At 73.3% G+C, this 20642-nt stretch carries 16 protein-coding genes; 10 read left to right on the forward strand and 6 right to left on the reverse strand.

Annotation, left to right across the window (positions count from 1 at the left end; translation table 11 throughout):
* Window positions 1-70 precede the first annotated feature (70 nt).
* Entirely contained in the window at window positions 71-1183 is a 1113-nt protein-coding gene (locus AC3IX6_RS23465; RefSeq protein ID WP_489364312.1) for a DNA-3-methyladenine glycosylase family protein, read from the forward strand.
* 134 nt (window positions 1184-1317) lie between these two features.
* Here the strand turns inward: AC3IX6_RS23465 and AC3IX6_RS23470 are convergent, their stop codons facing one another.
* From AC3IX6_RS23470 to AC3IX6_RS23480, 3 genes are all read right to left on the reverse strand, one after another.
* Entirely contained in the window at window positions 1318-2625 is a 1308-nt protein-coding gene (locus tag AC3IX6_RS23470) for a coenzyme F420-0:L-glutamate ligase (RefSeq protein ID WP_489364314.1), read from the reverse strand.
* Window positions 2622-3581 carry a 2-phospho-L-lactate transferase gene (gene cofD, locus AC3IX6_RS23475; protein ID WP_385381514.1) on the reverse strand — a complete coding sequence of 320 codons (960 nt, stop codon included), beginning with the start codon at window positions 3579-3581 and terminating at the stop codon, window positions 2622-2624. Before cofD ends, AC3IX6_RS23470 begins: the two co-directional genes overlap by 4 nt.
* A 92-nt stretch (window positions 3582-3673) precedes the next feature.
* Window positions 3674-4216 carry a cysteine dioxygenase gene (locus tag AC3IX6_RS23480; protein ID WP_489364316.1) on the reverse strand — a complete coding sequence of 181 codons (543 nt, stop codon included), beginning with the start codon at window positions 4214-4216 and terminating at the stop codon, window positions 3674-3676.
* A 660-nt stretch (window positions 4217-4876) separates the two neighbouring features.
* Between AC3IX6_RS23480 and AC3IX6_RS23485 the strand changes: the two genes are divergently transcribed.
* From AC3IX6_RS23485 to AC3IX6_RS23495, 3 genes are all read left to right on the forward strand, one after another.
* On the forward strand, window positions 4877-5140 hold the full coding sequence (locus AC3IX6_RS23485) for a WhiB family transcriptional regulator (RefSeq protein ID WP_112450237.1): 264 nt from the start codon (window positions 4877-4879) through the stop codon (window positions 5138-5140).
* 346 nt (window positions 5141-5486) lie between these two features.
* Entirely contained in the window at window positions 5487-9122 is a 3636-nt protein-coding gene (locus tag AC3IX6_RS23490) for a glycosyltransferase family 2 protein (RefSeq protein ID WP_489364318.1), read from the forward strand.
* Complete coding sequence (locus AC3IX6_RS23495) at window positions 9119-10609, forward strand: DUF5719 family protein (protein ID WP_489364320.1); 1491 nt, start codon at window positions 9119-9121, stop codon at window positions 10607-10609. Before AC3IX6_RS23490 ends, AC3IX6_RS23495 begins: the two co-directional genes overlap by 4 nt.
* Before the next feature lie 387 nt (window positions 10610-10996).
* Here AC3IX6_RS23495 and AC3IX6_RS23500 read toward each other — a convergent pair whose 3' ends face one another.
* Window positions 10997-11380 carry a metallopeptidase family protein gene (locus AC3IX6_RS23500; protein WP_489371537.1) on the reverse strand — a complete coding sequence of 128 codons (384 nt, stop codon included), beginning with the start codon at window positions 11378-11380 and terminating at the stop codon, window positions 10997-10999.
* A 231-nt stretch (window positions 11381-11611) separates the two neighbouring features.
* Between AC3IX6_RS23500 and AC3IX6_RS23505 the strand changes: the two genes are divergently transcribed.
* The 6 genes from AC3IX6_RS23505 (at window position 11612) to AC3IX6_RS23530 (ending at window position 17321) form a co-directional block, all read left to right on the forward strand.
* Window positions 11612-11986 (forward strand): DUF3499 domain-containing protein, encoded by a 375-nt coding sequence (locus AC3IX6_RS23505; protein WP_274552987.1) that lies wholly within the window; start codon window positions 11612-11614, stop codon window positions 11984-11986.
* Between the two features lie 78 nt (window positions 11987-12064).
* On the forward strand, window positions 12065-13435 hold the full coding sequence (locus tag AC3IX6_RS23510; RefSeq protein WP_489364322.1) for a phosphomannomutase/phosphoglucomutase: 1371 nt from the start codon (window positions 12065-12067) through the stop codon (window positions 13433-13435).
* Between the two features lie 231 nt (window positions 13436-13666).
* Window positions 13667-13855 (forward strand): Trm112 family protein, encoded by a 189-nt coding sequence (locus tag AC3IX6_RS23515; RefSeq protein ID WP_215031305.1) that lies wholly within the window; start codon window positions 13667-13669, stop codon window positions 13853-13855.
* Window positions 13856-13937: 82 nt separating this feature from the next.
* Window positions 13938-15071 (forward strand): SIS domain-containing protein, encoded by a 1134-nt coding sequence (locus AC3IX6_RS23520; protein WP_489364324.1) that lies wholly within the window; start codon window positions 13938-13940, stop codon window positions 15069-15071.
* Between the two features lie 39 nt (window positions 15072-15110).
* Complete coding sequence (gene manA, locus AC3IX6_RS23525; RefSeq protein ID WP_489364326.1) at window positions 15111-16283, forward strand: mannose-6-phosphate isomerase, class I; 1173 nt, start codon at window positions 15111-15113, stop codon at window positions 16281-16283.
* 93 nt (window positions 16284-16376) lie between these two features.
* Window positions 16377-17321, forward strand: a complete 945-nt coding sequence (locus AC3IX6_RS23530) for a cation diffusion facilitator family transporter (RefSeq protein WP_489364328.1) — start codon at window positions 16377-16379, stop codon at window positions 17319-17321.
* A gap of 81 nt (window positions 17322-17402) precedes the next feature.
* On the opposite strand, the gene lepB is transcribed toward AC3IX6_RS23530, so the two are convergent.
* Complete coding sequence (gene lepB / locus AC3IX6_RS23535; RefSeq protein WP_489364330.1) at window positions 17403-18101, reverse strand: signal peptidase I; 699 nt, start codon at window positions 18099-18101, stop codon at window positions 17403-17405.
* Window positions 18102-18220: 119 nt separating this feature from the next.
* Entirely contained in the window at window positions 18221-20320 is a 2100-nt protein-coding gene (locus tag AC3IX6_RS23540; protein WP_489364332.1) for a fructose-specific PTS transporter subunit EIIC, read from the reverse strand.
* Window positions 20321-20642: the final 322 nt, after the last annotated feature.

Consider the following 20642-nt stretch of genomic DNA (forward strand, 5'->3'; position numbering starts at 1 on the left):
GGTCCGGGCAGCGCCCGGGGAACGGTGGAAGGGCGGGTAGGGGACAGCCCCGCAGGGCTACGCTCAAGGCATGGCCGGCCGCTACGACCCCCTCACCCGCACCGCGATCCGCGGAGGCCGCACCACCGTGCCCCCGGCCCCCGCCCCGGGTACGCCCCCGCCCCCGGCCCCCGCCCCGGCCCCGACCACAGGAACACCCCCAGCCCCCGGCACGGCCACACCCCCCGGCCCAGCCACCCGCACGTGGACCCCACCCGGCCCCCTGGACCTGGGCCTCACCCTCGGCCCCCTCAGACGCGGCCCCGCCGACCCCACCTTCCGCATCACCCCCGGCACGGTCTGGCGAGCCACCCGCACCCCCGCCGGCCCGGCCACACTGCGGATCGCGCGGGACGGGGACGGGGGCGGGGTGACCGCCACCGCCTGGGGACCCGGCGCCGACTGGATCCTCGACGGTCTGCCGGAACTGCTCGGTGCCGCCGACGACCCCGCCGCCTTCGTCCCCCGCCACAGGCTCGTGCACGCCAGCCACCGCCGCCGCCCCGGCCTGCGCCTGACCCGCACCGGCCTGGTCCTGGAGTCCTTGATCCCGACGGTCCTGGAACAGAAGGTCACCGCCGACGAGGCGTACCGTGCCTGGCGCCGCCTCGTACGCCAGTACGGCGAGCCGGCCCCGGGCCCGGACAAGACCCAGACCCAGAGCCAGGCCCAGGCCCAGGGCCAGACCCCGATCCCGGACCTCTACGTCATGCCCGACCCCCGCACCTGGGCCCTCATCCCGTCCTGGGACTGGCACAAGGCCGGAGTCGACTCGAAACGCTCCGCCACCATCGTCCGCGCGGCCCGCCTCGCCGCCCGCCTCGAAGAGGCCGCCGCCATGGACCTGCCGGCGGCCACCGCCCGCCTGGAGGCGATCCCCGGCATCGGCCCGTGGACCTCCGCCGAAACCCTCCAGCGCAGCAACGGCGCCGCCGACGCCGTCACCACCGGCGACCTCCACCTGCCCGGCATCATCGGCTACGCCCTGGCCGGGGACCGGGACGCCGACGACGCCGCCATGCTGGAGCTCCTCGCCCCCTACGCAGGTCAGCGCCACCGCGCGGCCCGCCTGGTCCTCCTGGCCGGCGCCGCCCCGCCCCGCCGGGCCCCCCGGATGCCCCGGGGCGACATCGGCAAGCTCTGACCCCGCCCGACCGGGCCACGCCTCCCGACGGGGGAAAGCCCGTACATCCCTGGCCTGCCCTGCGGGGGCATGCACGGCCGTGGCGGCATGCGCGGCCGCGGCCCGCCCCCCCGTCCAAGGCCCGCACCAGCGGGTCACCGCACCTCGATGAACTCCTCCGCCGCCCGCCCCGCCCGCTCCGCCGGAGCGACCGCGGCGTGCCCTACGGCCACCGCACCCATCGGGTCCCAGTCCTCCGGAAGCCCGAGCACCTTGCGCACCACGTCCCGGCAGAACATCGTCGAGGACACCCACGCGGAGCCCAGCCGTTCCCCGGCCAGCGCGACCAGGAAGTTCTGCACGCCCGCGCCCATCGCCACGACGAACATCTCCCGCTCCGCCGCGTCCCGCCGCGCGTGCCCGTAGTCGTGCGCGCCGTCCGTGACCAGACAGGGCACCACCAGGTAGGGCGCGGCCCGCAGGACGTCGCCCCGCCGGACCCGCTTCGCGATGGACTCCTCGGACTTCCCGTCCCGCCGCAGGTCCTCGATCCAGGCGTCCCGCATCGCGTCCAGCAGCTCCAGCCGCGCGCCCGCCGACTCCAGCAGGACGAACCGCCACGGCGTCGTGTGGTGCGGGGCGGGGGCCGTCACGGCCGCCGCCACCGCACGCCGGACCGCGCCGGGATCCACCGGCTCGGACGTGAAGGCCCGTACGGTACGCCGCTGCGTCACGGCTTCCCGTACCGCCTCCGAGGTGCCCAGCCGGAACATGTCGTCGGCCGGCGAGCGCACCAGGTCGGCCCCCGAGGAGCCCTCGCCCAGGACGTGCGCCAGCCCGCGCACCACCGCCACCGGCAGGCCCTCCGCCTTGCCCTTGACCAGGTCGCCCGCGGCGGCCAGCTCGTCGGCGGTCGCGACGACCGTCGCGCTCAGCGGGTTCCCGTGGGCGTCGGTGCCCCCGCGCAGGTCGTCCAGGACCCGTACGCCGGCGGCGCCGATCGCCACGTCGGTGAGCCCGGTGCGCCACGGCCGCCCGAAGGTGTCCGTCACGATCACGCCCACGTCCACCGACAGCAGCTCCCGCAGCCCCGCCCGGATCGCGGCGGCAGAGGCGTCGGGGTCCTCGGGCAGCAGCAGGACGGTGCCGGCCTCGGTGTTCGAGGCGTCGACCCCGGCCGCCGCCATGACCAGGCCCTGCCGGTTCTCCACGATCCGCAGCGTCCCGCGGCGCGCGACGACCCGTACGGTCTCGGCGTCTATCGCCTCCTCGCGCGAATCGGCGCGGACGATCCGGCCCTCCGCCTTGGAGACGATCTTCGAGGTGACGAGCAGGACGTCGCCGTCCCGCAGCTCCGGTCCGGCGGCGGCCGCGATCAGCGAGGCCAGGTCGTCGCCCGGCCGCACCTCCGGGATCCCGCCGAGTGCCCGGACCTCGTACGAGGGCCCGTGCGGGGCGGTCACCGGGAGGCCTCCGCCAGTTCCAGCGCGGCCCGCGCCATCTCCGCCGTGGCGGCCAGGTCGGTCATCATCAGCGGGACCGCCCGGCAGGTGATGCCGGCGGCCTCCACCGCGGCGACGGAGTCCGCGTCGGCGGTGTCGACGAGCCAGCCGTCGAGCAGCTCGGTGCCGTAGTGCAGGGCGACGGCCGCGGCGGTGGACTCGACGCCGACGGCGGCCAGCACCTTGTCGGCCATCCCGCGCACGGGGGCGCCCCCGACGATGGGGGAGAGGCCCACGACGGGCGCCGCGGCGGCGGCCACGGCCTCCCGGATGCCGGGTACGGCGAGGATGGTCCCCACCGACACCACGGGGTTCGACGGCGGGAAGAGGATCACGTCGGCGGCCGCGATGGCCTCCAGGACGCCGGGTGCGGGCTTGGCCTGCTCGGCGCCCACGGGTACGACGGCCTCGGCGTCCACCGCGGCGCGCATGCGGACCCAGTACTCCTGGAAGTGGATGACCCGGCGCTCGCCGGTCTGGGAGTCGGTGATCGCGACGTGGGTCTCGACCCGGTCGTCGGACATGGGGAGCAGCCGGACCCCGGGCTGCCAGCGGTCGCAGAGGGCCTCGGTGACGGCGCTGAGCGGGTAGCCCGCACCGAGCATCTGCGTACGGACGATGTGGGTGGCGAAGTCGCGGTCACCGAGGCCGAACCAGGTCGGTCCGACCCCGTACGCGGCGAGTTCCTCCTTGACGGTGAAGGACTCGTCGGTGCGGCCCCAGCCCTGGTCCTCGTTGATGCCACCGCCGAGGGTGTACATCACGGTGTCCAGGTCGGGGCAGACCTTGAGCCCGAACAGGTGAATGTCGTCACCGGTGTTGCCGATGACCGTGATGTCCGCGTCGGGAACGGCGGACTGGAGACCTCGGAGGAAACGGGCGCCGCCGATGCCGCCGGCCAGAACAACAATGCGCATGCGAACAGTCTGTCAGCCGCGCGCGGGGCCTTCGCGGGGCGGTGGCCGGGTGACGGGCGGGACGGCCGGAAGGCGTCCGGAAGGCGTCCGGATCAGACGGAGAGGGCCTCGGGCAGGGCCGGAGAGCAGCTGTGCATCGGCATCCGGGTGAGGCCGGGGAAGTACACGTGCAGGCTGACGGCCCCGTCGAGGCTGTCGTTCTGCACCTCGTGGGCGTAGCCGGGGGCGAAGACGCGCTGGGAGCCGGCGCCGAGGGTGAGCGGGCCGCGGGCGGTGTGCTCGGTCAGCTCGCCCTCCAGGACGGTGAGCACGCCGGAGGAGTCGCCGTGGTCGTGCAGGCCGCTGCCCTGGCCGGGGACCCAGCTGAGGAGCCAGACCTCGTAGCCGGGGCCGGTGCGCAGCCGGTGGTACCAGCGGGTCGTGGCGTCGTACCGGACCAGGTGCTCCCACTCGGAGCGGTCGGCGGCGATGGAACGCGCGAGGCCCACGAACTCGGCGACGGTGGCCGGGTGCTCGCGGGCGGGCTGCAGGAGGTGCTGGACGGAGAGGATGTCGCCGGCGATCTGGAGGTCGCTCTCGACCATCGCCGGGGCGATGGGGGCGGCGTTCAGGGTGCTGGTGCTGGTGCTGTTCATCGGGGGGTTCCTCGACGGATGTCAGTCATGCGGCGGTTGCTGTGGGGGGCGAGCTGGAGCTCAGGGGAGCCGGGGCTCCCGAGGCATCAACAGCTGCAACAGCAACAGCGAACCTGGGCAGCGCACAGGAACCCACGAATGGGGGTCCGGGTGACTGCTGAGGGCGCTGACATGCGTACAAGAAGACCCGGTAGGGGGTCGGACTGTCAACCCAATGTCCGATTTGGTGGAAAAGTTTCACCTCATCCGGTTACCGTGCCCGGAGAAAGGTTTGTGCAGTCGGTACCAGGGGATGTGGCGCTGCGAGTCGAGCTGCAGCCCGCTGTGGCGGCTCTCAAACCCGCAAAGCCGTGCGATGTCCTTCTGTGGCTGAAATGTGATCTGCGCCGCTTCTTCGGCCGGATCGGAACCCCACCACAGAGTGACGCGTCGACTACGGGGGAGAGGGTCCCACATGTGACACGTGTGGCATGTGTCACGATTTTTGGCGATATGAACACTTTCTGCATAGGCTTGGTTCCGCAGAGTGAATAAGGGGCCCAATAGCAGATCTCGGCTTGACTGCGCTGGAGCCCCGCACTTGTAATTTCACTCGTGTCGTTACGTAGCGATGAGTGACGGCATGACCACGGGGACGCACAGACAGAGCGAGGGGCGCACATGACCGAGCTGGTTCAGGAACTGCTGGTCGAGGAGGCGGACGAAGAGCTCGGATGGCAGGAGCGAGCTCTCTGCGCCCAGACCGACCCCGAGTCCTTCTTTCCCGAGAAGGGCGGCTCGACCCGCGAGGCCAAGAAGGTCTGCCTCGCCTGCGAGGTCCGCTCCGAATGCCTTGAGTACGCCCTCGCCAACGACGAGCGATTCGGCATCTGGGGCGGCCTGTCCGAGCGCGAGCGGCGACGCCTGAAGAAGGCCGCCGTCTGAAGCGCCCTCGGCGTGCAGGCAACGGCGCCCACGGCAGGGCCCGCGGTACGGCCCACGACAGATCCGGCGACATATCCAGCGGCAGAACCGACGGCATATCCAGCGGCATAGCCGCCTGTGCACCCGGCCTCACGCACGGCAGTGGCCGAAGTGCACGCACCGGCACAAAACGCACCACGGCGAACGGCACGACCCGCACGGCAATGAGCAGAGCAAACGGTCCGCCTCCTGCACCTTCCCCGCAGGAGGCGGACCGCTGTGTTCCCAGCCGTTAGGGTGGGGCGCTGTCCAGCAGCCTCCGAGGGCACACCACCCCCGGACCCCCGGCCGGAGGGCCCGTACCGCGATGTCCCTGCACAGCCAGTCGAGCGCCTCCCACCAGGCTGCCGCCGCACCAGAGTTCCCCCGGCACGTCGTCACCGCGGTCCTCGTCGCCCACGACGGCGCCCGCTGGCTGCCCCGGACCCTCGCCGGACTCCTCGGCCAGGAACGCCCCGCCCAGAGCCACATCGCCGCCGACACCGGCAGCGCCGACGACTCCGCGCGCCTGCTCGGCGAAGCCCTCGGCGAGGACCGCGTCCTGCACCTCGCCCGCCGCACAGGCTTCGGCGCCGCGGTCGACGAAGCCGCCCGCACCGCCGGCACGCTGACCCCCGAGGAACTCCCGTACCTCAAGCGCCCCTCCGGCTGGGACCCCGTCAGCCGCACCTGGCGCGACGACACGTACGACCTCCCCGACCTGCCCCACGGCGAACCCGTCCAGTGGCTCTGGCTGCTCCACGACGACTGCGCACCCGAGCCCGACGCCCTCGCCGAACTGCTGCGCGTCGCCGACGAGAACCCCGACGCCGCCGTCATCGGCCCCAAACTGCGCGGCTGGTACGACAAGAAGCAGCTCCTCGAAGTCGGCGTCACCATCGCCCGCAGCGGCCGCCGCTGGACCGGCCTGGACCGGCGCGAACAGGACCAGGGCCAGCACGACCAGGTCCAGCCCGTCCTCTCCGTCTCCAGCGCCGGCATGCTGATCCGCCGCGACGTGTACGACGCCCTCGGCGGCTTCGACCGCCGCCTGCCCCTCATGCGCGACGACGTCGACCTGTGCTGGCGCGTCCAGAGCGCCGGCCACACCGTCCTCATCGCCCCCGACGCCGTCCTGCGGCACGCCGAGGCCTCCGCCCGCGAACGCCGCACCGTCGACTGCGTCGGCCGCTCCGCCGCCAGCCCGCACCGCGTCGACAAGGCCGGCGCCGTCTACACGATGCTGGCCAACAGCCCCGGCCGCGCCCTCCCGTACGTCCTGCTGCGCATCCTCTTCGGCACCGTCCTGCGCACCCTCGCCTACCTCGTCGGCAAGGCCCCCGGACAGGCCGTCGACGAGATCACCGGCCTCCTCGCCACCCTGCTCCGCCCCGGCCGGATCCTCGGAGCCCGCCGCCGCAGGGGCCGCGCGGCCGTCCCCGCCAAGGAACTGCGCCCCCTCTTCCCGCCGCCCGGCGCCAGCCTGCGCGCCAACGCCGAACAGCTCGCCGGCTACTTCGGCGCCGACGGCGACACCGAGGCCTCCACCGCCGGCCGGCACGGCGGAGCCGTCGAATCGGGACCCGGCGGGGACGACGCCGACTACCTGGAGATCGAACAGTTCGCGCGCCTCAAGCGGATCGCCCGCAAGCCCGCGCCCGTCCTCTTCGCCCTCCTCCTGCTCGTCTCCGTCATCGCCTGCCGCTCCCTCCTCGGCGGCGGCTCCCTCATGGGCGGAGCCCTGCTCCCCGCCCCCGACGGCGGACTCGGCCTCTGGCGCGTCTACGCCGACGACTGGCAGCCCGTCGGCACCGGCACCACCGCGGGAGCACCGCCCTACCTCGCCGTCCTCGGCGCCCTCTCCACCCTGCTCCTCGGCTCCACCAACGCCGCCCTGACCCTGCTGCTCGTCTGCTCGGTCCCGCTCGCCGGACTCACCGCCTACTTCGCCTCCCGGCCGCTGGTGGAATCCCGGCTGCTGCGCGCCTGGGCCGCCGTCGCCTACGCCTTCCTCCCCGCCGTCACCGGAGCCCTCGCCGGCGGCCGCCTCGGCACCGCCGTCCTCGCGATCCTGCTCCCGCTCATCGCCCGCTCCGCCGTCACCGCCTTCGGATGCGGCGAAGGGGAGGGCAGCTGGCGCTCCGCCTGGACCTACACCCTCCTGCTGACCCTGGCCACCGCCTTCACCCCCGTCGTCTGGCCGCTCGCCGCCGTCCTCGGAGCCGCCGCGCTGGTCCTGCGCCGCGCGCACTGGAAGACGTACGGACCCCGCCTCCTCGCGACGCTCGGCGTCCCCGTCCTCGTGCTCGCGCCCTGGTCGCTGAGCCTGCTCACCCACCCCGCGCGCTTCCTGCGCGAGGCCGGACTGCCCTACGGAGCCGGCTCGGCCACCGCCCTGGACCTGCTCGGCATCAGCCCCGGCGGCCCCCGCACCGCGGGCGGCCTGATCCTCCTCGGCGTCGTCCTCGCCGCCCTGGCCGCGCTGCTGCGCGCCGACCGGCAGTTCGCCGTACGCACCGCCTGGGCCACCGCGCTCGCCGCGCTCGTCCTGGCCGTCCTCGTCAACCGCACCACGTGGGCCGGCCCCGCCACCCTCGTCTACGGACTGGCCCTGCTGGCCGCCGCCGTCGTCGGCGCCGACGGGGCCAAGGAACGCGTCGCCGCCCGCAGCTTCGGCTGGCGCCAGCCCCTCGCCGCCCTGATCGCGCTCGCCGCCGCCGTCGGCCCGCTCGCCGGCGCGGCCGGCTGGATGCTCAGCGGAGCCGCCGGACCGCTGGAGCGCCGCGACCCCGTCCAGGTCCCCGCCTTCGTCGCCGAGGAGAGCGGCACCCGCGACCAGGCCCGCACCCTCGTCATCGGCGCGGACTCCCCGGCCGCCCTCTCCTACAGCCTGGTCCGCGGCTCCGGCGGCCGCCTCGGCGACTCCGAGCTCGCCGCCGAGGCCGGCAGCGACGCCCGCCTCGACAAGGTCGTCTCCAGCCTCGTCGCCGGCTCCGGCGCCGACCAGACCGACCAGCTCGGCGGCTTCGCCATCCGCTACGTCCTGGTCCGCGACGGTGCCCCCCAGGAAATCGGCCGCGTCCTGGACGCCACCCCCGGCCTCAGCCGCCTCAGCAAGCTCGAAGGCAGCGCCCTGTGGCGCCTCGACCGGCAGGTCGCCCGCGCCGTCATCGTCTCCGGCAAGCCCGGAGAGGCCCCCATCCCCGTCGCCTCCGGCCCCGTCGAGGCCCACACCAAGATCCCGGCCGGCGAGGCCGGACGCGTCCTGCGGATCGCCGACCAGGCCGACCCCGGCTGGCAGGCCACCCTCGACGGCAAGCCGCTCAAGCCCAAGACGCTCGACGGCTGGGCCCAGGGCTTCGAACTCCCGGCGGACGCCGGCGAGCTCGACCTCGTCCACGAAGACGCCCTCACCCGGACCGCCTGGCACTGGGCCCAGGGCCTGCTCGCCCTGGTGCTGCTGGTGATGGCCCTGCCCGGCCGCCGCGCCAGCCTCGACGACGACCTGCCCGAGGAGGAGGCCCCCGCCGAGGAGGCCGGCGAAGGCCGCCGGGCCCGCCGCCTGCGCGAGCAGTCCGAGCAGGAAGCGCCGTCCGGAACCGCCCCCGCCGAGGCGGCCGTCGCGGCCGACCCGTACGCGCAGATCCCGGCGCAGCCGGTGTACGGCGACGACGCGTACGCCTACCAGCAGCCGGCGTACGGGGACCAGAGCGGCTACGCCTACGGCGGCCAGGAGCAGCAGCCGCAGCAGCCGCAGCAGTACGACCAGTACCCGTACGAGCAGCAGCAGTACGTCAACCACCCGGGCACGCAGTACGAGCAGCCGTACCAGCCGTACGAACAGCCCTACCCGCCCTACCAGCAGCAGCCCGATCCCCAGACCGGCTACGACACCTACGGCCAGCACGACGGACAGCAGGGCGGGCAGCACGCCCCGCGTCCGGACGGGAGCCCCCAGCAGTGAAGCAGCGCGTACCCCTCACGCTCGCCGCCGTCACGGCCGCCCTGGCCGCCGTCACCGGCCTCGCCACCCTCACCGCACCGGCCGCCGACGGGGCCTCCACGGCCGCGGAGGGCAAGCCGGCGGCCCGGATGCCGGTCGAGCGGTCCCTGCTCGTGTGCCCCGCTCCCAGCACCTCCGACATCGCCGAGACCCTGTACACGGCGATCACCCCGGGCGCGGCCGCCGCGGGCGGCACGGGCACGGCCCGGCTGCTGGGCGCGACCAAGGAAGCCAAGCCCGTCCTGGAACTCAAGGAGCCCGGCAAGCCCGTCGGCGCCAAGGCCTCCGGCGCCGAGGCCCCCGCGCTCAGCGGCGTCGCCGACGGGTTCCTCGCCCCCGGCTGGAGCGCGCAGCAGACCACCGTGGTCTCGGTCGGCCGCACCCGCGGCCTGCTCGGCGTCGGCTGCACCCCGCCCGGCACCGACTTCTGGTTCCCCGGCGTGAGCACCGCGAAGGGCCGCGAGGACTACGTCCACCTCACCAACCCGGACGACACCGCGGCCGTGGTGGACATCAAGCTGTTCGGCCCGGACGGCGCGGTCAAGGCCGAAGCGGGCACCAGCGAGAACATCCGCATCGACCCGAAGTCCAGCAAGGCCATCTCCCTGGCCTCCCTCGCCCCCGGCGCCCAGCTCGCGGACGTCACCGCCCACGTGACCACCCGCGCGGGCCGGGTCGGGGCCACCGCCCAGGCGGGCGAGGAAGGCGTCGGCTCCGACTGGCTGCCCGCCTCCGTGGACCCGGCGGGGACCCTGGTCCTGCCCGGCATCCCGGCGGACGCCACCTCCGTACGGCTGGTCGCCTTCGCCCCCGGCGAGGAGGACGCGGACCTCAAGGTGAAGCTGGCCGGGCCGACCGGCTCGATCAGCCCCGCGGGCAGCGAGCAGATCCACGTCAAGGCCGGCATGACCGCGAGCCTCGACCTCAAGGACGTCACCCGGGGCGAGGCGGGCTCCCTCGTCCTGTCCCCGGCCGACGACAAGAAGCCCGTCGTCCCGGTGGTCGCCGCCCTACGGGTGGTCCGCGGCACCGGCGCCAAGCAGGAGGTCGCCTTCATCCAGGCGGCCGCCCCCGTAGGCACGCGGGCGACCATCGCGGACAACCGCCCCGAGGAGAACGCCACCCTCCTGTCCCTCACCGCCCCGCCCGGAGCCGACGCGAAGGTCAAGGTCACGGCCTCCCCGGGCACGGACGGCGGCGAACCCGCCTCCCAGGAGGTCACGGTCAAGGGCGGCACCACCCAAACCCTGACCCTCGCCCCGGCGGGCGGCAAGGGCGCCTACGCCCTCACGGTGGAAACCGTCTCCGGCGGCCCCGTCCACGCGTCCCGCACCCTGACGATCCCGCGCGACGGCATCCCCATGTTCACGACCCAAACCCTCTCGGACGACCACTCCACGGTCTCGGTCCCCAAGGCCACCCAGGACCTCTCGGTCCTGACGCAGTAGCGAACCGGCCTTCTCAGCCGCCCGTCCGACAATCCCAGCCCCGCCGGCGCTGGAGGCGCGGGGTCTGGGGCGGAGCCCCAGGTCTTCTCAGCCCGTCCGGGGCCGTCCCCAGCCCGCCGGCGTTTGAGGCGCGGGTCCGGGCAGAGCCCGGGGACAGCCCCAGCCCCGCCAGCGTTTGAGGACCGGGCTCCGGGCTGGCCCGGGGGGTATCTTCAGCCCCGCCGGCGTTTGAGGCGCGGGTCCGGGCAGCGCCCGGGGAACGGTGGAAGGGCGGGTAGGGGACAGCCCCGCAGGGCCGACCTCCCGCACCCCGCCGCGAGGCAGCACGGCAAGGACAGGCGGGGACGGCAAGGACGGGCCGGTACGGCAAAGGCAGAGCCCGGACGGCTAGTCCGACCCGTACCGCGGATCCACCGTCTCGGGCGACAGCCCGAGCAACTCCGCGACCTGCTCCACCACGATCTCGTGCACCAGCATCGCCCGCTCGTCCCGAGACTTCGCCCGGATCTCCACGGGCCGCCGGAACACCACGATCCGGGCCGGCCGCCCACCCCCGGCCTCCGCGAGCGCCCCCAGCGGCACCGCCTCGTCGTTCCAGCCGGTCTCCGCGCCCCCCGGCGCACCGGGCACGTCGCCGATCATGAACTCCACCTCGGCCAGCTGCGGCCAGCGCCGTTCCAGCCGCTCCACGGAGTCCCGTACGAGGTCCCCGAAGAGCTCCCCCCGGCTCGCCGACAGCGGTACCTGCGGAGGGGCCACCGGCCCGCGCATCCCGCGCCCGTGCCGGTCGCGCCGCCGCACCCGTGGCTCACCGGCGGGGGACCCGCCGGGCAGGGGGGTGGCCGGGGGCGCGGGAGGGGTCGGGGGAGGCACAGTGCTGTCCGTCACCCCCGCAGGGTAGCCCGCACATCTACGCCGGGGCGGGGGAGATCGGACGACACGGGGGAGCGCCCGGGGGAGAGTCGTCGCGGCCCGGTCAAGAGTGCGGTACCGTCCAACGTCGTGAGCCTTGTACGTCGCTGTTCGCGCACCGCGTGCGGCCGCCCTGCCGTCGCGACTCTGACGTACGTCTACGCCGATTCGACCGCAGTTCTCGGCCCGCTCGCCACCTACGCCGAACCCCACTGCTACGACCTCTGCGCCGAGCACTCGGAGCGCCTGACCGCCCCGCGCGGCTGGGACGTCGTACGCCTCACCGACGGGTCGGCGCCCTCGCGTCCCACTGGTGACGACCTCGAAGCCCTCGCCAACGCCGTCCGCGAGGCGGCCCGTCCGCCGGAGCGCGCGGCCGGGGCGGGTGGCGCTGGTCAGGGCGGTTCCACCCCCGGGGAGACCCGTCGCGGACACCTGCGCGTCCTGCGCTCGCCGGACTCCTGACATTCGGTTGATCTGAAAAGCCGCACGGTGTCCACGGTAGGTTTGCTTCACCGCACATCACCTTACGGAGGGCAGGCAGTGGCCACCGATCTTTCGAACATCGTCAAGGCGTACGACGTACGAGGCGTCGTGCCGGACGAGTGGGACGAGCACCTGGCCGAACTGTTCGGTGCCGCCTTCGTCGAGGTGACCGGCGCCCCGGCCATCGTCATCGGCCACGACATGCGGCCCTCCTCCCCGGCCCTGTCCGCCGCCTTCGCCCGCGGCGCGGCCGCCCGCGGCGTGGACGTCACCCTCATCGGGCTGTGCTCCACCGACCAGCTGTACTACGCCTCCGGCAAGCTGGACCTGCCCGGCGCGATGTTCACCGCCTCGCACAACCCGGCGCAGTACAACGGCATCAAGCTCTGCCGCGCCGGCGCGGCCCCGGTCGGCCAGGACACCGGCCTCTCCACCGTCCGCGAGCTCGCCGAGAAGTGGAGCGACGAGGGCGCCCCGGCGATCCCCGCCGGCACCGTCCCGGGCACCGTCACCGAGCAGGACACCCTCACCGGCTACGCCGACCACCTGAAGGGCCTGGTCGACCTCACGGCCGTCCGCCCGCTCAAGGTCGTCGTCGACGCGGGCAACGGCATGGGCGGCCACACCGTCCCCACCGTCTTCACCGGTCTCCCCCTCGACCTGGTCCCCATGTACTTCGAACTGGACGGGACCTTCCCCAACCACGAGGCCAACCCCCTCGACCCGAAGAACATCGTCGACCTCCAGGCCCGCGTGCTGTCCGAGGGCGCCGACCTCGGCATCGCCTTCGACGGCGACGCCGACCGCTGCTTCATCGTCGACGAGCGCGGCGAGGGCGTCTCCCCGTCCGCCATCACCGCCCTGGTCGCGGCCCGCGAACTGGCCCGCAACGGCGGCACCGGGACCGTGATCCACAACCTGATCACCTCCTGGTCCGTGCCCGAGGTCGTCCGCGAGAACGGCGGCACCCCCGTCCGCACCCGCGTCGGCCACTCCTTCATCAAGGAGGAGATGGCCAAGTCCGGCGCCATCTTCGGCGGCGAGCACTCGGCGCACTACTACTTCAAGGACTTCTGGAACGCGGACACCGGCATGCTCGCCGCGCTCCACGTCCTGGCGGCCCTCGGCGGCCAGGACGGCCCCCTCTCGGCCCTGGTGTCCTCCTACGACCGCTACGCGGGCTCCGGCGAGATCAACTCGACCGTCGCCGACCAGGCCGGCCGCCTCGCCGCCGTCAAGGAGACCTACGGAGCGGTCGAGGGCGTCACCCTGGACGAACTGGACGGCCTCACCGTGACCGCCGCCGACTGGTGGTTCAACGTCCGCGCCTCCAACACCGAGCCCCTCCTCCGCCTGAACGTCGAGGCCCGAGACGAGCCCACGCTGACCAAGGTCCGCGACGAGGTCCTGGCGCTGATCCGCGCGTAGCGCCGCGGGCGGGCCGGACGTGGCGCTACGCGCACAGCCCGGCCCGCCCGCACTTCCAGGCCAGGGCCGCGAAAATCAGCCCCGCCGGCGTTTGAGGCGCGGGGTCCGGGGCGGAGCCCCGGCTGCGCCGCCGCGCCACCGTGCCCCGCCGTACCACCGTCGACCCCTCACCGGAGGTGACTCGGCGGTAGGCTGACCTGGCCCGATCCACATCCCCGAAGGGAACCGCACATGCCGCTCGAAGCCGGCCTCCTGGAGATCCTCGCCTGCCCCGCCTGCCACTCGCCCCTCGAGGACAAGTCGGCCGACGCGGAGGCCCCCGAGCTGATCTGCACCGGAGGCCAGGACTGCGGTCTCGCCTACCCGGTCCGCGACGGCATCCCGGTGCTCCTCGTCGACGAGGCACGCCGTCCCGCCTGAGCCTCCTTCCGCCACCCCGCGCAAAAGCCGAGACTGGTTCCGTCCCACGCAGGTTCCGTCACAGACATAGCCGGAGGCCGCCATGCTCGACGAGTCACTCCTCGACGCACCTGACGATCTCGCCCGCGCCGACCGCCGCGGCCTGCTCCGCGGCGCCGCCGACGCCGGCGCCCGGGTACGCACCGCGGCCCGGCACGCCGCCGAGGCCGGCCTCGGCGACCTGCGCCCCGACGGCCGCCCCCGCGCGGTCCTCATCGCCGGGCCCGGCACCGCCGCCACCGGGGTCGCCGACCTGCTCGGCGCACTCGCCGGAGCCTCCGCGCCCGTCATCCGGCTGCACCCGACCGGCGTCGCGCACGCCGCCGGGGCCCTGCGCTGGACCCTGCCCGGCTGGGCCGGACCCGTCGACCTGCTGCTCATCGCCACCACCGACGGAACCGAGCCCGGCCTCGCGGTCCTCGCCGAGCAGGCCTACCGGCGCGGCTCCACCGTCGTCGCCGTCGCCCCCGAACGCTCGCCGCTGAGCGAGGCGGTGGACGGCGCGCACGGGCTCCTCGTACCGATGGCCAAGGCCCCGTACCAGGAGTACGACGAGTCGGCCGCGGCCGGCCCCGGCGCCCTCTGGGCCCTGCTGACCCCGCTGCTGGTGCTCCTCGACCGGGTCGGCCTGATCACCGCCGCCCCGCACACCCTGCAGCTCGTCGCCGACCGGCTCGACCGCACGGCCGAACGCTGCGGCCCCGCCATCGCCACCTACTCCAACCCGGCCAAGACCCTCGCCTCCGAGCTCGCCGACTCCCTCCCGCTCATCTGGAGCGAGGGCGCCGCCGCCGGACCCGCGGGGCGCCGCTTCGCCGCCACCCTCGCCGAACTCGCCGGGCGGCCCGCACTCGCCGCCGACCTTCCCGAGGCCCTGCCGGCCCACGGGGTGCTGCTCTCCGGCGGTTTCGCCGCCGGCGCCGACCCCGACGACTTCTTCCGCGACCGAGTGGAAGAACCGCAGGCCCTTCGCGCACGCATCGTCCTGTTGCGCGACCGGCCCGCAGGCGGACTGACAGCCGCCCCTGCCGCACGAGAGCTCGCCCTCAGCCACGACACGGCCATCAGCGAGCTCGAACCGGAGGAGGGCACAGAGCTGGAACAGCTCGCCGAACTCCTCGCCGTCACGGATTTCGCCACCGCCTACCTGGCGTTGGCCTCCGGGGGACACAGCTGAGGCGCACAACCGCGCCCCTCTTACCCAGGAAGACGACCGATGGACCGCCTCACGAACACGATCCGCCCCTACGCCTGGGGATCGACCACCGCGATCCCCGAGCTCATCGGAGTCGCCCCCACCGGCGAACCCCAGGCCGAGATGTGGATGGGTGCCCACCCCGGCGCCCCCTCCCGCCTCGACCGCGGAGCAGGCGAGAGCGCCCTCTCGGACGTCATCGCGGCCGACCCCGAAGGCGAACTGGGAGTCGCCGCCGTCCGCAAGTTCGGCCCCAGGCTCCCCTTCCTCTTCAAGCTCCTCGCCGCCGGAGCCCCGCTCTCCCTCCAGGTCCACCCCGATCTCACCCAGGCGAAGGCCGGGTTCGAGGACGAGGAGCGCCGCGGCGTCCCGATCGACGCACCGCACCGCAACTACAAGGACGCCAACCACAAGCCCGAGCTGGTCTGCGCGCTCACCCCCTTCGAGGGCCTGTCCGGATTCCGCCCGCCGCTGGAGGCCGCGGCGCTGCTGGAGGGCCTCGGCGTCAACTCCCTGAAGCCCTACGCCGACCTCCTGCGGGCACACCCCGAGGAGGCGGCCCTGCGCGAGGTGCTCACCGCCGTCCTGACCGCCGACCGCGCCGAGATGGCCCGTACGGTCACCGAGGCCGCGGCCGCCGCCGAGCGGCTCGCAGGGCCGTACGCCCCGTACGCCGGGCTCGTCCACCACTACCCGGGCGACCCGGGCGTCATCGCCGCGATGCTCCTCAACCACGTGCAACTCCAGCCCGGCGAAGCCATGTTCCTCGGCGCCGGCATCCCGCACGCCTACCTCGACGGCCTCGGCGTCGAACTCATGGCCAACTCCGACAACGTCCTGCGCTGCGGGCTCACCCCCAAGCACGTCGACGTTCCGGAGCTGCTGAAGGTCGTCGTCTTCGAGCCCGGCGACCCCGGCATCCTGCGCCCGGAGGGCAACGGCGAGGAGGTCTACGAGACCCCCATCGACGAGTTCCGCCTCTCCCGCTTCGTCCTGGCCGCGGGCGGAGCCCCCCGGGTGCTCCCCGACGGCACCGCGCAGATCCTGCTGTGCACGGCCGGCTCCCCGAAGGCGAACTCCCCGAAGTCCGGCGAACTGGCCCTGGCTCCCGGCGAATCGGTCTTCGTACCGGCCGGCGAAAAGGTCGAACTGTCCGGAACCGGCACCGTCTTCCGTGCCACGGTGGTGGTCTGACGTACCGTCCCTCTCGGTGGCTGTGAGAATCTGCGGCCGTAGCGCGGCGTCCCGGCCCGGGGCGCCGCACCGAGGAAGGGATACATCGCAACCATGAGCGCGTCGGGCGGTACCAAGGCGATCGTGGCGGCACTCGCCGCCAATCTGGCCATCGCGGTAGCCAAGTTCGTGGCCTTCGTCTTCAGTGGCTCGTCGTCGATGCTCGCGGAAAGCGTCCACTCGCTGGCGGACTCCGGAAACCAGGGCCTGCTCCTCCTGGGCGGCAAGAAGGCCCAGCGCGAGGCGACTCCGGAACACCCCTTCGGGTACGGGCGCGAGCGCTACATCTACGCCTTCCTCGTCTCCATCGTGCTGTTCACCGTCGGTGGCATGTTCGCCATCTACGAGGGCTACGAGAAGATCCACGAGCCGCACGCGATCTCGCACTGGTACTGGCCGGTGGGCGTCCTCGTCTTCGCGATCATCGCGGAGTCCTTCTCCTTCCGCACCGCGATCAAGGAGTCGAACGAGATCCGCGGCAGCCTCACCTGGGGCCAGTTCATCAAGCGCGCCAAGGCCCCCGAGCTCCCCGTGGTCCTCCTGGAGGACCTCGGCGCCCTCATCGGCCTCGTCCTCGCCCTCGCGGGCGTGGGCATCGCCCTGCTGACCGGCAACGGCGTCTGGGACGGCATCGGCACCCTGTGCATCGGCGTCCTGCTGATCGTCATCGCCATCGTGCTCGCCGCCGAGACCAAGTCCCTGCTGCTCGGCGAGGCCGCCGGCACCGAGGACGTCGAGAAGATCAAGGCCGCCGTCGTCGACGGGGACGTCGTGACCGGTGTCATCCACATGCGCACCCTGCACCTCGGCCCCGAGGAGCTCCTGGTCGCCGCGAAGATCGCCGTCAAGAGCGACGACACGGCGACGGAGGTGGCCCGGGCCATCAACGCCGCCGAGGCCCGCATCCGCGAGGCCGTCCCGATCGCCCGCGTGATCTACCTGGAGCCGGACATCTTCAACGCCGAAGCCGCCGCGAAGGGCACCAACCCGGGCGTCTGACCCCGCGCGTGAGGTGACGAGGCCCCCGCACAGCCGCACCCGCGGCCGTACGGGGGCCTTCGCCGTGCATCCCGGGGTCCCTCAGACCCCCGGCGGTACGTGCCCCGCGTACACCGGCAGCGCCGCGGACGCCGTGGCCCGGCGCCGCTGCCGCCGGGCCACGATGCCGCCTGCGGCGCCCGCGGCCAGCACGGCGATCCCGCCGGGCAGTGCGGAGCGCAGGCCGACGAGCAGCGGATGGCCCTCGTCGATCACGGCGCCCTTCACGTCCGACAGGGATACGGTCCCGTACGCCTCCCTGTGCAACCGGTAGCGAGAGTCCTGCGAGTTGTTGCGGTTGTCGCCCAGCAGGAACAGCCGGCCCTCGGGCACCGTCACGCTGAACGCGCCGGGCGGCGTGCCCGCAACGGGGTCGCCGTCCAGGACGTACGGCTCGGCCAGCGGCTTCCCGTTCAGCGTGAACGACCGGTCGCCGGGCGCGTAGGAGAGCCGGTCGCCGCCCACGGCCACCACCCGTTCCACGAACAGGCCCCGCTCACCCCAGGCCGAGGCGTCGAAGAGCACCACGTCGCCGCGCTCCACCCCGGTGATCAGCAGGTTGAAGACCATCGAGGAGCCCGCCTGATAGGAGGGCCTCATGTTGTCCGACGGCAAGACCCTCGTGGGCATGAAGAAGTACCCGCCGATGCCGCCGACGCAGCTCAGCGCCGCGCCCAGCACCAGCAGCACCACCGATACCACCCCGAGCCGGCGCCCCGGCATCCCGCCCTGCGTTCCCACGATTGCGCCCCCTGTGTTCTCCGTGATCAGACCCGCGGCCGCACTGTACGGGCCGCCCGTGGCGCAAACGCGTCCGGGCCCCCACCAGCGGGTGGGGGCCCGGACGCGTTTGGCTGCGGCTACTGGATCTCGCGCAGCACGTCCAGGATCGCGGCCCTGCCGGGCGCGGCCTGCAGCCGCTCACGGAAGCCGGTGTCCATCAGCTTGCGCGACAGCAGCGCCAGGATCCGCAGGTGCTCGTCCCCGGCCGCGGCCTCCGGTACGGAGATCATGAAGACCAGCCGGGCCTTCGTCCCGTCCAGCGCCCCCCACTCGATGCCCTCGTCGGACCGGGCGAAGCCCACCGTCGGGCGGGTCACCGCGTCCGTCTTGGCGTGCGGGATGGCGATGGACTCGCCGAGGCCGGTCGTCCCCTGCGCCTCCCGGGCCAGGGCGACCCGTACGAGCTCGTCCACGTCGGTGACGTTGCCGGTCGTGGCCAGCATCTCCGCCATCTCGCGGATCGCCGCCTCCTTGGAGCCGGAGGACAGCTCCGTCTTCACGGTCTGCTCGGTGAGGTACCCGGACAGCACCTCCGGGGGCCCGTCCGCGGCCACCGGAGCCGCGGCCGCGGGCCGTGCCCGTACGGCCGTACCGGCACCCGCACCCGCGGCCGCCGTCGCGACGGCGCCCGCACCGCCACCGCCGCCCACGGGGGCACCCGCGCCGACCAGGGCCGGCTCCGGCGCGAGGACCGCGGACCCGCCGCCGGTCACGCCCTCCCGGCGCAGCTTGAACTCGATCAGCGCGTTCGTCGTCAGCGCGGTCACGACCGCACCGGCGGCGATGGCCACGAAGAACATCGCGACGCCGCTGATCGCACCGAACAGCGAGACGATCGGACCGCCGTGCGGCACCGAGTCCTGGACCCCGGCCACACCGGCGATCGCACCGGCCACCGCGCCACCGAGCATGTTCGCGGGGATGACCTGGGCGGGCCTGGCCGCGGCGAAGGGGATCGCTCCTTCGGAGATGCCGAAGAAGCCCATGAACAGGGCGGCGAGGCCGGTTTCCTTCTCCTCGTCGCTGTAGAGCTTGCGTCGCAGCAGCGTGGCCAGACCCTGGCCGAGCGGCATGACGGGGATGGCCGCGGCGGCCATGCCCATGACGTGGTTGTTGGTGCCGATGAGGCCGACGGCGACGAGGAAGGCGGTCTTGTTGACCGGGCCGCCCATGTCGAAGGCGATCATCAGGCCGATCAGGGTGCCCAGCACGATCGCGCTGGAACCGGTCATGCCGTTCAGCCAGTTGGTCAGGTTGGTGAAGACCCAGGAGATCGGCTTGCCGATCACGTAGATGTAGAACAGGCCCAGGGCCACGGTCGACACGATCGGGATCACGATGATCGGCATGATCGGCTGGATGACCTTGGGGACCTTGACCTTCTTGATCCACATGACCAGATAGCCCGCGAGGAAGCCCGTCGCGATGGCACCCAGGAAGCCGGCGTTCGCGTCGGCCCCGTAGATGTGCACGGCGTCCGCGGCGAGGAAGCCGCCGATCATGCCGGGTACGAGGGCCGGCCGGTCGCCGAGCGCGTAGGCGATGTAGCCGGAGAAGATCGGCAGCATCAGCGAGAAGCCGGTCACGCCGAGCTTGTTGACGTAGAACCAGAAGGTCCCGTCGGGAATGACCAGCCCGCCCTTGGCGTCCGCGTGCCCGCCGAGGGAGAGGGAGATGGCCAGCAGCAGACCGCCCACGACCACGAACGGGATCATGTGGGAGACGCCGTTCATCAGCGCCTTGTAGGCCTGACTGCGCTGATGGCCACCGCCACCGCCACCACCGCCGCCACCGCCCGCCGCCGCCGCGGTCCCGGCCTGCACCGGCGCGCTCTGCGCGCGCTGGATCAGCTCCTCCGGCTTGTGGATGCCGTCCGCGACGCCCGTGGACAGCACCCGCTTGCCGGCGAACCGTTCGAGGTCGACTTCCTTGTCGGCGGCGATGATGACGGCGTCCGCTTCTCTGACATCGTTGTCAGAGAGCACGTTCTCGGCCCCGATCGAGCCTTGGGTCTCCACCTTGATCGAGACGCCGAGACGGTCGCCGGCCTGCTGCAGCTTCTCCGCCGCCATGTACGTGTGCGCGATACCGGTGGGGCACGCGGTAACGGCGACGATCTTCACGGACTTGCGCCCGCTCGCGTCCCCGCCTTCGGGAGGGCCTGCCGGACTGGTCACTGGAATCTCCTCACGACACATGCGTTGTCCTGCGGGATCGCGCGTACAACCCGACCCAACGGCATCCTCGTCCATGTAAGGGCTTGATCAAAAGTCCGAAAGGCCCCTAATTCTCCGCCGGAGGCCCCGAACTCCGGCCGAGACTTGCCCACGGCGGTCTCAAGTCGCCTGGGCCGCGCTCGGCCGATCGGTGTAGATTCGTCATCAGTGTCAGGCGTCGCTGCTGATGGCGGTCGGGCGGTCTTCGAGACCGGCCGAGGGGAGAGAGGACCCCCGACGGACTGAGCGCCATGTGCGCCGTCTTGACGACGGTGCGCGGCTC

The organism is Streptomyces sp. GL_141, from assembly GCF_057834385.1.